10 protein-coding genes are annotated in these 13,845 nt (G+C 51.2%); 3 read left to right on the top strand and 7 right to left on the bottom strand.

Annotated elements, in window-relative coordinates; genetic code table 11:
* The first annotated feature begins 82 nt into the window (after nucleotides 1-82).
* Together BZG82_RS05525 and BZG82_RS05520 are read left to right on the top strand one after the other, a co-directional pair.
* A complete protein-coding gene (locus BZG82_RS05525; RefSeq protein WP_077479156.1) occupies nucleotides 83-766 on the top strand; it encodes a DUF3334 family protein in 684 nt (227 codons plus the stop codon).
* A 393-nt stretch (nucleotides 767-1,159) separates the two neighbouring features.
* Nucleotides 1,160-2,605 carry a glyceraldehyde-3-phosphate dehydrogenase gene (locus BZG82_RS05520; RefSeq protein ID WP_077661953.1) on the top strand — a complete coding sequence of 482 codons (1,446 nt, stop codon included), beginning with the start codon at nucleotides 1,160-1,162 and terminating at the stop codon, nucleotides 2,603-2,605.
* A 58-nt stretch (nucleotides 2,606-2,663) separates the two neighbouring features.
* On the opposite strand, the gene fruA is transcribed toward BZG82_RS05520, so the two are convergent.
* The 3 genes from fruA to fruB are packed head-to-tail and all read right to left on the bottom strand — an operon-like array spanning nucleotide 2,664 to nucleotide 6,548.
* The gene (fruA, locus tag BZG82_RS05515; RefSeq protein ID WP_077765355.1) at nucleotides 2,664-4,397 is read right to left on the bottom strand and encodes a PTS fructose transporter subunit IIBC; all 1,734 of its coding nucleotides are present in this window, start codon (nucleotides 4,395-4,397) and stop codon (nucleotides 2,664-2,666) included.
* A 25-nt stretch (nucleotides 4,398-4,422) separates the two neighbouring features.
* Entirely contained in the window at nucleotides 4,423-5,379 is a 957-nt protein-coding gene (gene pfkB, locus BZG82_RS05510) for a 1-phosphofructokinase (RefSeq protein ID WP_077661955.1), read from the bottom strand.
* Complete coding sequence (gene fruB / locus BZG82_RS05505; RefSeq protein WP_077765382.1) at nucleotides 5,376-6,548, bottom strand: fused PTS fructose transporter subunit IIA/HPr protein; 1,173 nt, start codon at nucleotides 6,546-6,548, stop codon at nucleotides 5,376-5,378. The genes pfkB and fruB overlap by 4 nt, the downstream gene beginning before the upstream one ends.
* 460 nt (nucleotides 6,549-7,008) lie before the next feature.
* Here fruB and cra point away from each other — a divergent pair, with 460 nt between their 5' ends.
* Nucleotides 7,009-8,022, top strand: coding sequence for a catabolite repressor/activator (cra, locus tag BZG82_RS05500; RefSeq protein WP_077661956.1), 1,014 nt, complete (start codon nucleotides 7,009-7,011; stop codon nucleotides 8,020-8,022).
* A gap of 6 nt (nucleotides 8,023-8,028) precedes the next feature.
* Here the strand turns inward: cra and BZG82_RS05495 are convergent, their stop codons facing one another.
* The 4 genes from BZG82_RS05495 to BZG82_RS05480 form a co-directional block, all read right to left on the bottom strand.
* Nucleotides 8,029-9,135, bottom strand: coding sequence for a lipocalin-like domain-containing protein (locus BZG82_RS05495; RefSeq protein ID WP_077765354.1), 1,107 nt, complete (start codon nucleotides 9,133-9,135; stop codon nucleotides 8,029-8,031).
* A 17-nt stretch (nucleotides 9,136-9,152) separates the two neighbouring features.
* A complete protein-coding gene (locus BZG82_RS05490) occupies nucleotides 9,153-11,612 on the bottom strand; it encodes an ABC transporter permease (RefSeq protein WP_077765353.1) in 2,460 nt (819 codons plus the stop codon).
* On the bottom strand, nucleotides 11,593-12,264 hold the full coding sequence (locus tag BZG82_RS05485; RefSeq protein ID WP_077661959.1) for an ABC transporter ATP-binding protein: 672 nt from the start codon (nucleotides 12,262-12,264) through the stop codon (nucleotides 11,593-11,595). The genes BZG82_RS05490 and BZG82_RS05485 overlap by 20 nt, the downstream gene beginning before the upstream one ends.
* Nucleotides 12,265-12,413: 149 nt before the next feature.
* On the bottom strand, nucleotides 12,414-13,790 hold the full coding sequence (locus tag BZG82_RS05480; RefSeq protein WP_274532483.1) for an MATE family efflux transporter: 1,377 nt from the start codon (nucleotides 13,788-13,790) through the stop codon (nucleotides 12,414-12,416).
* Between the last annotated feature and the right edge of the window lie 55 nt (nucleotides 13,791-13,845).

Genomic DNA, 13,845 nt, shown 5'->3' with positions numbered 1-13,845 from the left:
ATATCGGTAAAACCAGTGTACAAATTGCGCAATCCAGTGCCACACTGAGTAAGAGACAGTTAAACAACTACGGTAGTGAATAATGAGAAAAACCAAGGTCGTCACCTCCGAGGACATATTACTCAAGCTTTGCCAGTCAGCCACCGCTGTGTTGACCAAGGCCACCAATTCGCCGGTTCATCACGCCGCGATGGTACAGAAAATTGCCAAAACCAGTTTAAAGCCTGATTTAGGCTGCTTTGTTTTATTTGATGGCGGCTTCTCTGGCCTTGTCGTCATCAACTTCTCCTCTGCTGCGGCAATGGAGATCTACAACAACTATATGCAACACATGGGGATCCCCGCTGAAGAGCTTGCGAGTTTGCACACTGCCGATGAAGTCGGCGACGTACTTGGCGAGTTGATGAACCAAATCATTGGTGACTTCACAGGGAAAATTAAACGCTCGATTCAAACCTCTATCACTCAGAATCAGCCGAAGATGATGGCAGTGAACAAAAACCTCACGGTTTCCGTGGACAGCAACATTGATAAGCCGCAGGCGCGTCGAGTGAGCTTTACCACTGAAAATAACCACATCTTCTACCTAGAGCTGGCGATGGAGCGAACTGAATTCATCCAGTTGCAAGACTTTGAAGAAGGCGAAGAGGTTAATCCAGATGCGATTCTGGAAGAAGAAACCGTACGTCAACTTGAGAAGAAACCTGCCGAGAAAAAAGGAACGGGTGGCGGCAATAATGACCTACTCGACGAGCTAGGGATCTAATCGTTATCCCTTTGAAACTCGGGTACCCCAACCATTAACGTCACCATAGTTAGTGGTTGGGAAGACTCACTCTCACCTTGTCGAACCCGTGACTAATTTTACATGATAAAATAAAATACGCCTATTATTGCGCAACCTCAATTTATTAACTTTCTTTTTGCATCCTATCGCAATCTTCATTTGATTAGCATCACATGGCAAGAACGAATCTCAATCAAAATCTCGCCATTTTTTAATCGTTTCCCTCATTTAATACGTCAGTTATTTTTAGTAGGTGAATAATTCTGCATCGTATAGACTGCGCCACAAAATCATAAGGCTGGCAAAAGATCAGTCAAAACCCTACTGGGCACCCTGCCCACTCCATTATCATTCGTGAAAAAAGGTTGACTCATGAGTCCAGAACACTACCTACTCGATTGGCAAACCAGCCAAAATCACTCTGAAACCATGTATCCGCTGCTCAGTCAGCTTTATCGCCAAAAAGGGGTCGAAATCCAACTGTTTGGCCGTCAACTGATCAACGCCAGTACCATTGATATTATCAAGGCGCACCGAGTCGCCCGCCGTTACACTGGAGGCACCTTAGCACCCAGTCAAACCTTGCCTTTGATTGAAGTGATGGCGGAAATGGATCTCGCGCCGAGCAAAATCGATGTCGGCCAATTAGCTTGGACCTATTGGCAATCACATGACAACCAAGACGGCATTGCTGATTTTCTCCACAGTCAATTAGGCCATTTAGTGGGAACGGGCAACAGTGTTGAGCCCAAAGATGTCGTTTTATATGGTTTTGGCCGCATTGGTCGTTTGTTAGCACGACTTTTAGTTGAGAAAAGCGGTCCCGGTTATCCGTTACGTTTACGCGCTATTGTTGTACGTGGTGGACGCGAAGGCGATCTAGAAAAACGTGCCAGCTTATTACGTCGCGACTCGGTTCATGGCCCATTCAACGGCAGCATCACCGTTGATGAAGACCGCAGTGCGTTAATCGCAAATGGCAACTTTATTCAGGTGATCTACGCCAATAGCCCAGCAGACGTGGACTATACCCAATACGGTATTCACAATGCATTAGTGGTCGACAACACGGGAATGTGGCGTGACGAAGAAGGGTTGAGCCAACACCTAAAAAGCAAGGGCGCCCAAAAGGTCTTGCTCACCGCGCCGGGCAAAGGCGATATCAAAAACGTGGTATTCGGCGTCAACGATAACGTTATCAACGACGATGATACGATTATCTCAGCGGCCAGCTGTACCACCAACGCGATCACGCCAGTACTTAAAGCCATGCACGACAAATTTGGCATTGATGGCGGCCATATCGAGACGGTGCACTCATTCACCAACGACCAAAATCTGATTGATAACTATCATAAAGGTGATCGCCGTGGTCGCTCAGCATCCTTAAATATGGTGCTCACCTCGACCGGTGCCGCTAGTGCTGTCGCGAAAGCGTTGCCTGCATTGAAAGGTAAGCTCACGGGGAATTCTGTACGCGTCCCTACCCCAAACGTTTCGATGGCAATTGCCAATTTGAATTTGGATAACGCAACAAGCAAAGATGAGATTAATGCTTATCTTCAAGATGTTGCCTTGTATTCGCCGCTATCCGGCCAAATCGACTTTACCCAATCTACTGAGTTGGTTTCCAGCGATCTGATCGGCTCTCGCTTTGCGGGCGTGGTTGATAGTCAAGCAACCATCGCAGATGGAAACCGTTGCGTCCTGTATATCTGGTACGACAATGAATTTGGCTATAGCTGCCAAGTGGTTCATTGCATGGAGAAAATGATGGGCGTTCGCTACCCATTGGTCCCTGAACCCGCAAGCCTGTAACCAGGTTTAGAGCATAAAAAAAGGCCCGAATGGGCCTTTTTGCTAAGCAAAGAGCAAACTATGACTGCTTTGCAGCCGTCAGCGGCGATGGCTGACTGACAGGTTTGATCAACGCGTAAACAATCCCTGTGACTAACGTACCCGCGGCGATGGCAGCCAAGTACATAAACACGGGGGTGATTGCATTGGGGATAAGCAGTACAAATAATCCACCGTGGGGCGCCATTAGCTTCGCGCCAATCAGCATCGAAATGGCTCCAGTCAGCGCGCCCCCAGCAATACACGCAGGAATGACTCGCATTGGGTCTTTGGCCGCGAAAGGGATCGCCCCCTCAGAGATAAAGCACAGCCCCAGCACAAACGAGGCTTTACCCGCTTCTTGCTCGGCATCGTTGAATTTACGTTTCGCCAGAAATGTTGCCAGTCCCATACCCAGCGCCGGCACCATACCTGCGGCCATGATCGCTGCCATTGGCATGTAGGTGCCACTGTCGATCAAACCCACACCAAAGGTGTATGCGGCTTTGTTCACAGGACCACCTAAGTCGAAGCACATCATCGCACCCAGTAATACACCTAAGATCACTGCGTTGGTTGAGTTCATGCCTTGCAAGAAGGTGGTTAAGCTATCCATCGCTACCGAAACAGGACCACCCACCACGTAGATCATGACTAAGCCCGTGAATAAGCTTGCCACCAATGGGATCACTAAAATGGGTTTGAGGGCTTCCATGGTTGCAGGCAGTTGCACTTTATCAGCGACAAATTTGGCACTGTATCCGGCGATAAAGCCCGCCAGAATCCCGCCAAGAAACCCTGCGCCTGTTGAGGCTGCGAGCATACCGCCAATAAGGCCGGGAGCAAGACCGGGCCGATCCGCGATAGAAAAGGCAATAAAACCGGCGAGGACAGGCACCATCAGGGCAAACGCACTGCCACCGCCAATTTGCATTAATGCAGCAGCCAATGTGCCTTCTTCTTTAAACGCTTCAATGCCGAACACAAATGACAGTGCAATGGCCAAGCCGCCCGCGACCACGAGTGGCAACATGTGCGATACCCCAGTCATCAAGTGTTTATACACCCCTGTTCGCTCACCTTGACTGGCATTCGCTTGTCCACTGGTGTGTTTTTTGGCTGCGTGGTAGACCTCCGCATTAGCGACCGCATCATCAAGGCTTTGAGCGGCTTTTTTCAACGCGACGCCTGTGCTGGTTCGATATAATCGCTTGCCATCAAAGCGACTTAAATCAACCTCAATGTCTGCGGCAATAAACACCACGTCCGCATCAGCGATTTCTTGATCGGTCAGCGCATTTTTTGCCCCCACCGAGCCCCGCGTTTCAATTTTAACGCTGTAGCCTTTCGCTTTGGCTGCTTCTTCAATCGCCTCAGCCGCCATAAACGTGTGCGCAACCCCGGTCGGACATGCAGTGATGCCGACAATACGCATGGATTGGTCCGCCTCAGGCTCCTCTGACGCTTGATAAATCTCAGCGTGAGATGCCACCGCATCAAGAACGGCTTGCGCATTGTCCATCACATCACTTAATGATGCCTGATAAACCGGCTTACCGTTAAAACGTGCCGTCTGCGCCAGTGAACCGACGAGCAGAATACGCTCCGCGTCGGCAATCGCCTCAGACGAGACCGGTGTTGACGCCTTAATGCTTGATTGACATTCGATGGTTGCTTGCCAGCCTCGCTCACCGACTGCTTTTTCAAGCAATCCTGCTGCGATAACTGTGTTAGCGACGCCACTTGGGCACGCCGTCACAATGACCAGTTTCATACCTTTTACCCCACTCTTGGATTGTTTATTCGGCGTGTGCGGACACAGTGACCGGTGACACGCTAATTTTTTCTATCATTTGATAAACACGGTCGATATCAGAGACACCGACACCCACTTGGGTGACCGCCAGCGCAGATAGCGCGACCGCTCGACGAAGTACCGTCGCTTTTTCTTCACCGGCTTGGCATCCCCATACCAAACCAGCAACCAGTGAATCTCCCGCCCCAACGGTACTGACGACCTCTTGCGCAGGTGCGACGGCCTGCAGCCAACCTTGATGGTTGCGCCACAGCACACCATCTACACCACGAGAAATCACCACATTGGCAATCCCTTGTTGGAATAGTTGTTCACCACGTGCCAATAAGGTATCGAGTTCATTACTGATTGGCGCGTTCAAGCACTGAGCAAGCTCAGCTTCATTGGGTTTCACAAGCCAAGGCTTGGCGGACACCGCAGCACGCAGAGCATGCTGACTAGTATCGACAATCACCTGCTTACCGACCTCAGTGAGAGCCTGAACCCAGTCACTGAGCTGATCAGCATTGACGCCTGGCGGTAAGCTACCTGCCAGTACAATCCAGTCATGCCCATCAGCTAATTCCAATAAGGTATGCGTGAGCGCCTCAATATCGCGCCCTTCCACTGCCATTCCCGGGAAGTTGAGATCCGTGACGCGACCGTCTTTTTCTACCAGTTTGACATTTGTTCGACTCACACCCGGTACGCGCAAAAAGCGATCGCAAATGCCATGCTCAACAAATAAGTGCGCAAAAGGGTCTTGATTTTCCTCACCCAAAAAGCCAGATACCGTCACTTGAGCGCCCAAATCAGCCAACACCCGCGCCACGTTCACCCCTTTCCCTGCAGGATGTAGGTTGTACTTTTGCACTAAGTTGACATCGCCAGCTTGCAAGATACCAAGCGCCCCCGTCATATCGAGAGCAGGATTAAAGGTCACGGTTAAGATTGCACTCATGCGTGTTCTCCTAAGCCTTGACGAATGGCTTCACCCAAGGCTGCTATCGCCTCCTGCGCATCACTCCCTTGGGCGGTAAACTGAAGCTGATGGCCATGTTTTACTCCCAGAGCAATGACTTTCATCAAGCTCTTCGCGTTGACGGCAGTCGATTGGGTGGAAGCATTGGCCACTTGAATATCCGCGCTAAATTTTTTGGCGGTGTTCACCAGCATGGCGCCGGGTCGCGCATGCAGGCCATGTGCATTGGTAATGGTAAATAGTCCCGATTCACCCTCAATATTCGCCGCGGGTGCTGGTGGCTGCACAGTCTCTACGTCAGTGGCATCCGAATGCATAACCGCCGACACAAGCGCGTCAGGTGATTGGTTGATAAGGCTGTTCAATTTACCCTCTGCTTTGAGTTGGGTCAGCGTGGCAAGCAGGGCTATATGCGCGTCATTATTCGCCGCAAAACACCACAAAGCATGGGCAACATACTCACCCATATTCAATGGCTCAGAAGGCATGACAAGCGACACCCCAGTGTGAGACACGCCATTTGCAATGCCCAACACCCAATGCCCCTCACCCAAATGGACAGGCGCTGCGGCAATCAGATGACCAACTCCTGAGGTATCTAGGCATCCTTTATTTTTCAAAAGTCCCGCGCCGGCTGCTTGCAGTGTGGTGATATCTCGCGCTGGGAAACCACTTAAAATCATATCTGGGGTAAACGTAAAACCCTGATTACTTTCCTTCGTATCGCCATTGAGGAGTGCCAATATAGCGTCTGCGCTCTCAATATGTTTCAACTGCGCTTCAATGCCGTCTTGTGATAACACGTGGGTCAATTGGCGTAGGATTGTCAGGTGCTCATCTGACTTGGCCGCAATACCGATGGCAAGATAGGCGGTTTCACCGTCTCCCCAGTCTACGCCCTGTGGGAAGTGACACACTTGCACACCCGTTTGTTTCACTTGATCACGGGTGTCTGTGGTGCCATGCGGGATCGCAATACCATTGCCTAAATAGGTGCTCGTTTGCGCTTCTCGCGCCAACATACCCGCTTGGTAACCGGGCGCGACCAATCCTTTGTCAATCAGTCGCGTGGCCATAGCTTTGATCGCCTCTTCTTTCGAGGCGGCAGACTGCTGTAAATAGATATCTTGTGCTGTTAGTGCGAGCATGAGGTTAATCCTCTTCGTTTGTGCGCCTTGCGCACGCAATATATTGGGCTCATTACAATCGCCGCATCGCAGCAACTGCATGGTAAATCGTAGAAGGTGAGCCAGACGGATGCCTGCATCATCGACTCACATTCTGTTCAATCCTTGAAGGCGCGAGATGGTTCGTATCACTCAACTCACGCCAAGCTGAATCGTTTCAGCTTTTGGTTACAGTCAGACCTCAAAGGTGTTGTCTTTGGGTCTATTTATCGCAACGTTGAATCCGGTCTCACTCTTTGCCGTCCTGTCTTTGGCAAATATGTGACAAAAGTAGTGTCATACAGAACAGCTGAAACCTTTCAGCTTTAAGGCTGAATCGTTTTAGCTTATAATGCAAATATAATCTTGATCGGATGTGTGCAAACTTTGATCGCATTCACAAAGCCATCAATAACGATTGGCCTGATACGGGATCCTTTCTATGAAGCTCGATGAGATAGCACGCCTTGCCGGCGTGTCACGCACCACGGCCAGCTACGTGATTAACGGAAAAGCCGATCGTTATCGGATCAGCGCTAAGACCCGAGAACGGGTGATGGCGGTTGTTGACCAACATAACTATCAACCCAACCGTGCCGCAACTGCGCTACGGGCAGGAACAACACGCACCCTCGGGTTGGTGGTTCCTGATCTTGCCAATAGCAGTTATGCCCTCTTGGCCAAATTGCTAGAGCGCAAAGCCCATGACCAAGGCTACCAAGTGATTATCACCGGCTCGGATGATGATCCTCAGCGCGAGCAAACCGTTGCCACTACATTGATTTCTCGAAAGATTGATGCGTTGATCGTCGCTTCGTGTTTGCCAGCGGACAATGCTTTCTATCCTGATGTGCAGCGAAAAGGCACACCTGTGGTGGCTATCGACCGACAACTAGACGCGACCCAGTTCGCCAATGTACTGAGTGATGATGCCAAAGGTGCGTATCAATTAACCGAGACACTTATTGCGCCTAGCGATGTATATCAGGCAGGATTGATTGGTGCCGTACCCTCTTTAGCCATCTCGCAAGAGCGTGAAAAAGGCTTTCGTAACGCATTAGAGGTCGGCAATGTGGATGGACAAGTGCGCTATGGCAACGCCTTTAGCCGCAGCGAAGGTCAACGGTTAATGACTGAATGGATAAACGCTGGCGATTTACCCGATGCCTTGCTTACCACCTCATTCACCCTATGTGAGGGCGTATTGGATGCTATCCGGCAAACAGGTATTGCGCCGACCGCCTTATACTTTGCCACATTCGGGGACAGTCGCATCTTGGACTTTTTACCTTTTGGGGTGCAGTCGCTTCCACAGCAATTTGATGCGATTAGCGATGCCGCGTTAAGCCTCGCTATTTCAGCCGCCGAAGGCGACAACCAACCCGGTGTGATCACCGTCGATCGTCAACCGATTTGGCGCCCGCATCAAACTCAGGCTTGGGTCGGTTTAAGCTAATTATGATCAGTAACCCGTGGCTTCCATAAAGCCACGGCCGCTCACGCTCCCTTCGACACGCACGGGTCCCTCCCAATATGGGATGCTTAACGCCATCCAGCTATCTGGGTTTAGAGGCTGCGTGGTCACGTTGATCCCTTCATCGGGAACACGTATTTGCCAACCCACTGGCAGTGTACGTTTATCGGAAAGTGTGGCGTGATTGACCGGCACCATGCGTATTGCATGTTTATCAAGTGATCGCACCTTGCCATCGGCCGAAGTCAAAGAGCCAAATACAAAGGGCTTTGGGCCGCGGATCTGAGTCACCATCAGCGCGCGCCCATCGTCTAGATTCAAACCAAACCAATCCCATCCGGATTGGTCGTCGGCCATGGCACCGCTCGACCATTCTTTATCAAACCACCCTTTCCCTGTAACAGAAAAAGACTTGCCGTCGAGCGTCAAGGAGCCTGTAATGCGTAATTGGGGCACCGAGAAATAATAAGAGGCCGACGGCGCACTTTCATGACGAATGCTATACCCCTGCTCGCCCTGCTTCACTCTCAGACCACTGTCTTCAACCTGCAGAGCAAAGCCCACCTCAGTATTCTGTGCCTCAAATTGTGCTTCAACTGTCGCCGGAAAAGGATCGGCTTGACCTTGCCATTGCCAATCATCCAGCCACGCCTGAAATGGTGACAACGTCACGCCGGCTTGACCAATGCCTCCGCGGGCAAACCGTTCTGACTCCCACTGCTGATCTGCGCGTGTTATCGCGACATGTGCCATATAGAGTTGTGGGCTAGCCCAGCCAAGCGCCTGCTCGGGTCGAATCGCGCGGCGAAACAGCGTCCATTGCACGCCGTAGGCTTGGCCTTGGCTATCTTCAAGTGTGGCGGTTAAATACCACCATTCAGTGGCAAAGCCAGGATGGGCCGCCATATCTTTCGGATATTCCGGGTGATAATCGGGGGTCACGGCTTGAAAACCAGACTGCTGGGCAAACACATCAAAGCCTGTCGATGCGCTGCTTTGGGGCGCAGGCTGACGCCCCCACCAAATCAGACTCCCCAGCGCGATGGCTAACATCATCACCAGCATGGAGCCAAACAGTTTGCGACTTACTTTCATCCCACTAACTCCTGCCGTTACTGCGCGTCACGCAAAGAGACGGCTGCAGTACGCTTCATCATGCGATAGACGGGCCAAGCACCAGCCACCATTAATGCAAGCATTGATAGCCCGATAGTGGTGGCATAGGTGAGCGGGAAAAAGCTCATGGTCATCGTCCAACCAAAGGACGCTTTGAGAACCACATGGATTAGCATCCCCGCCAGCAGTAGCCCTAACGGAATTGCGATCACAGCGCTGGCAACCCCGAGGATCACCAACTGCCCACCTCCGAGCGCAATCAACTCGCGCCCCGACAACCCTAGACAACGCAACAAACTGTACTGACGCTGGCGAGACAATTCGGTGGCCAACGTAGAGAAAAACAGACCACTGATGGCGACAATCAGCATCAATACACACAGACTTTCGGTGACCGTAAACGTACGGTCGAAAATGCGCATCGCGTACTGCATGATATCGGCTTGGTTTTGAACTTGGCTGTTACTGAGTGAGAATGCCCGACTAATCTGGGCAATAAATAGATCGCTTTCAACGCCTTGCTCGAGGACAACCGCCATTGATGGCCTGCCAGCAGTTAACCAGCTTCCTACGTCACCGCGCGCAGAAACCACTAGCTGACCGTAGGGGTTCCCGTAATCATAATAGACACCCGCAACTTGCCATCGCTCTCCCATTGGGGCGGGTAAATTCACCATTTCACCCGCTTCCACACCGAATTTTGCGGCCAGCGACTCGCTGAGTAATACGGCTCGTTGCTGATGGAGCTGCGACCAATAATCCGGTTGGGCGTTCTTGATTGCCAATGCTTGTTTCTCGAGGGGGCGATTACCAACCGAGAGGACTTCAAGTCGGCCTTGCGGTGCATCGAGCTCACGACGATACGTTATCCAAAACTGCGAGACATTGTCTTGCTTAACCAGCCAAGATTCCATGCGGGGCAATAGCTCATTACTAGGACGAACATACACATCCGCCGCCAGCCGCTGCTGTAGCCATGTTTCGGTGCTAGCACGAAAGCTGCCCACCATGGTTTCCATACCAATATGTGCCGACACCGCCAACATAAAGGCCATTGCCGCCACACCGCGATAGCTTAAACTGGCCGCCGCATCAGTAAAAAACCAACGCCAACGTGCGCCTTGGCGCCATTGCGCCAATAGATGAAATAAGCCGCCACACAAATAGGGTAAGACCAACGCAGCACTTAACATGGTTAGCGCAATTAACGTAAAGCCTTGCCACTGGCTGCTAGGCCAATACGACACGCCCCACGCAGCTACCGCAAGCAACAACGCCAATACCGCTTGTACCGAAAACTCTCGGCGTGTCCCGCGTAATAAGGTCATCCGCTGCGATAAGCGTCCCGAAGGCGTTTTTATTAAGCGGATGAGTGGCCAAGCCGATGCCATTGCAGCCCCTAGCAAGGCTAACAACACACTGTACAACCCCCACTGCCATTGCCAGTGCATGATCAAGTCAACTTCGGCACCATATAGGTCAGACAATGTCGTGGCGACCGCAGGAAGCAGTTGTTTAGCCAGCAATAACCCAAGCACATTCCCGCTGATCACACCTAGGACGACCCAGCCGACTAACTCAATCGCCATCACCAGCGACAACTGTCGACCGTCTACGCCTAATTGCCGTAAGCCGCCGACCAGTGGCTGACGTTGGGTCATTGAAAGAGAAATAGCTTGATAGAAAATAAACAGCCCCACCACGAACGCGAGCAATCCCATCGCCAATAAATTAAGGTGAAATGCGTTGGTAAGTGGTCCTAACTGGGTAGTTTGGGTTTTCGCGAGTGTTAAAGCGGGGGGTAATAATTGGCGGATCTGCTCGCGCTCGGCCTGACTCAGTGCACCACACAAGACTTCACTAATGCCGGCATGAGGAGCCAAGGCGCGTAATAGCGCCATATCCGCTACTAAGTAGGTGCCCATACTAAGCGCATCGTTATCGACAATACGCAACGGGCCAATCGCCGGATAATCTAGCAAGGGGATCATTTGTCCCGATTGCCACCCCTTGTGCGACGCCATCGCTTCCCCGACGTAAACGGGATAAGGTGGAGACATCGCATCGACGGGAGAAATGCCCTCACCGCCATCACCTTCGCTGAGCATCGGTAACATCGCGATCGTATCGACGCCCATCAGGTTGAGATCATCAAGTGACGGCGTCACAACTTGTAAACGCTCGATCGGCACACATTGGGTAAATCCCGCCCGACGTAAATCGATATAAAACGCTTGCGGTACGCGCTGCGTGCGTTGAGTATGATGAATGCTAAACGGATAGGGATTACTAAATAGCTTGGCCCCTTCTCGGTAGCTTTTTTGCGCGTGTTGGTTGATTGATAATACGCCCACCAACAAGGAGACACCTAAGGTAAGCCCCAGCCAAACGAGTAAAATTTGAAAAGGATGGCGGCGATAATGCCCCCATAACGCATTAGCGACGGGCCCGGACACTGAGCACGCCCCCTTGCAGCATGACGCTACCTTGTAAGTAATTGGCAACAGTTTCACTGTGCGTAACCACCAACAAGCCCGCTTCTTGTTGGCGCGTTAATGTGGTAAGTAGCCGCATGACGGCATCCGCATTACGCTCATCGAGGCTTCCCGTTGGTTCATCAGCCAATAACAGCTTGGGTTCCATATATAGCGCACGAGCAATCGCGGTGCGCTGTTGTTGCCCTCCCGAGGCTTCTTCGGGGTAACGATTCAACAACGGCATCAAATCAAGTTGGGAGACAATCTGACGCCACAGCGCTGCATCGTCTTTCAAGCCTTTAAGTTGACGGCAAAAGCGGATGTTGTCGGCAATGGTCAGCGTTGGTAGTAGGTTAAACTGCTGAAAAATAAGGCCAATATTCTGGCGACGAAATTGGGTACGCGCGCGCTCATTCATTTGATGAAGCGGTTTATCATCAAACCAGATTTCACCGCTGTCGGCTTTGTCCAAGCCGGCAATCAGATTAAGTAGCGTGCTTTTGCCCGACCCACTTTCCCCCATCAAGGCCAATTGATGGGTGGGAGAAACAGACAAAGCGGCACCTTGCAGCACGGGATGAAAATCACTTCCATCCTGATAGCCCTTACACAGCGCCTTAATTGCTAACATGCCAATTCGTACCCTTTAACGTCATAAAAGCAGCGATAAACGAGAAGTAAATCACACTGTCTGAACGAATTCGCAATGTACCCCAATTAACACGCTGAGAAAAGGGCTAAAAACTGTGGGCAGCTTCCCATTATTATTTGATAACAAAATCAATTGCTGTCGCTAACCAAATTGTTCAGCCATACACCGGATTTAACACGGATGAGCGAGCCGACCCACTTTACCAGCTCTTCGGTCGCCAATAAGGCATAAACCCAATAAACCGGCCACTCAAACACCACCGCGGATGCCAGCACCACAGGAATACCGATCAACCACTGGGCAACAAAATCTTGCCCTAAGCAGTAACGCACGTCACCACCCGCACGCAACACCCCGACGATCATTGCCATCGGAATGGTTTTTACCACGATAAGCGCGCACATTGCCCAGTAGAAGTATGCGGTGATTTGCGCCGTTTCTCCGGTCAAGGCAGGGAAAAAACCTAGCACCCAAGGTTGAATCGCTAACATCACCAGCGCAATAAACACACCGGCAATAAAATTAAACACGCCCACTTGCCAAGCTTGTTGGTACGCAGTCTCGGTTTGCTTGGCGCCGAGATTATTCCCCACCAACACGGCGGCAGCATTGGCCGTGCCGATCAAAAACGATAAAGATAAGGATTCAACCGGCGTGATGACCGCGATGGCGGCAAGTCCGGCCTCATTCACATGACCAATAATCGCGTGATAAACGAACAATCCTGACGACCACATTAAAAAATTAAAGGCGGTGGGCAAGGACAATGCCAAGAAGCGCTTGACGGCTTTCAGTGTCAGGGATGAGACCCATTCCGCGCGCGAAAAAGCAACAAGATGTTGGCGCTGGTACAAGTACAGGTATAAAGCTAGCATTTCTACAATGCCACTCAATGCGGTCGCGACTGCGGCACCTTTGGAGCCCATTTGAGGCGCCCCCCAGTGACCGAAAATAAACACCCAGTTCAAGAGGATGTTAACGCTGATCCCCACGCCACTGAAAAACGTGCTGATCCCTGGCTTGTGCATGGCACGCAAACCAGCAGCTAACCCTGACACACTCGCCAGACAAAAAAGCGACAGACCCGCGATTTGCAGATAGTCTTTTCCCAACGCAATCACAGTGGGGTTATCACTGGCAACACTAATAATCGAATCTGCGTAGAGCCAAAAAATGAGTGCACTGAGTGCGGCGTTGGCATTGGTCAAGGTCACCGTGAGTGCAATTTTCTCGCGAAAGCCCTGCATATTACCTGCGCCCCAATACTGGGCAACCAGCATGGATCCACCCGTCATCGCGCCAAAAATCAATAACGTTGAGACAAACATCGCTTTCCCGGCGATACCAATCGCCGCGACATCGGCTTCACTCAACTGCCCCACCATTAAAATATCCACCAAGCTGCGGCTGGAAAACATCATGGTTTGCAGCGCAATGGGAATCGCAATTAACAGTAAACGCTTGAGAAAAACAGCATCAAAGAAAGGACGAGACAAGGCAGACACAGGCGACTCCACGCAACAACGAGAATGGCCTTAGTGTACTTGCCTTTATATGAAG

It is taken from the genome of Salinivibrio sp. PR5, from assembly GCF_001996085.1.
Lineage (GTDB): Bacteria > Pseudomonadota > Gammaproteobacteria > Enterobacterales > Vibrionaceae > Salinivibrio > Salinivibrio proteolyticus.
The sequence above is the reverse complement of the archived record's forward strand: the minus strand, read 5'-3'. Positions and strand labels throughout refer to the sequence as shown.

Excerpts from the sequence above, each read along its gene's own strand:
- BZG82_RS05525 (WP_077479156.1), top strand. The coding sequence starts at position 83 with ATGAGAAAAACCAAGGTCGTCACCTCCGAGGACATATTACTCAAGCTT.
- BZG82_RS05520 (WP_077661953.1), top strand. The coding sequence starts at position 1,160 with ATGAGTCCAGAACACTACCTACTCGATTGGCAAACCAGCCAAAATCAC.
- fruA (WP_077765355.1), bottom strand. The coding sequence starts at position 4,397 with ATGAAACTGGTCATTGTGACGGCGTGCCCAAGTGGCGTCGCTAACACA.
- pfkB (WP_077661955.1), bottom strand. The coding sequence starts at position 5,379 with ATGAGTGCAATCTTAACCGTGACCTTTAATCCTGCTCTCGATATGACG.
- fruB (WP_077765382.1), bottom strand. The coding sequence starts at position 6,548 with ATGCTCGCACTAACAGCACAAGATATCTATTTACAGCAGTCTGCCGCC.
- cra (WP_077661956.1), top strand. The coding sequence starts at position 7,009 with ATGAAGCTCGATGAGATAGCACGCCTTGCCGGCGTGTCACGCACCACG.
- BZG82_RS05495 (WP_077765354.1), bottom strand. The coding sequence starts at position 9,135 with ATGAAAGTAAGTCGCAAACTGTTTGGCTCCATGCTGGTGATGATGTTA.
- BZG82_RS05485 (WP_077661959.1), bottom strand. The coding sequence starts at position 12,264 with ATGTTAGCAATTAAGGCGCTGTGTAAGGGCTATCAGGATGGAAGTGAT.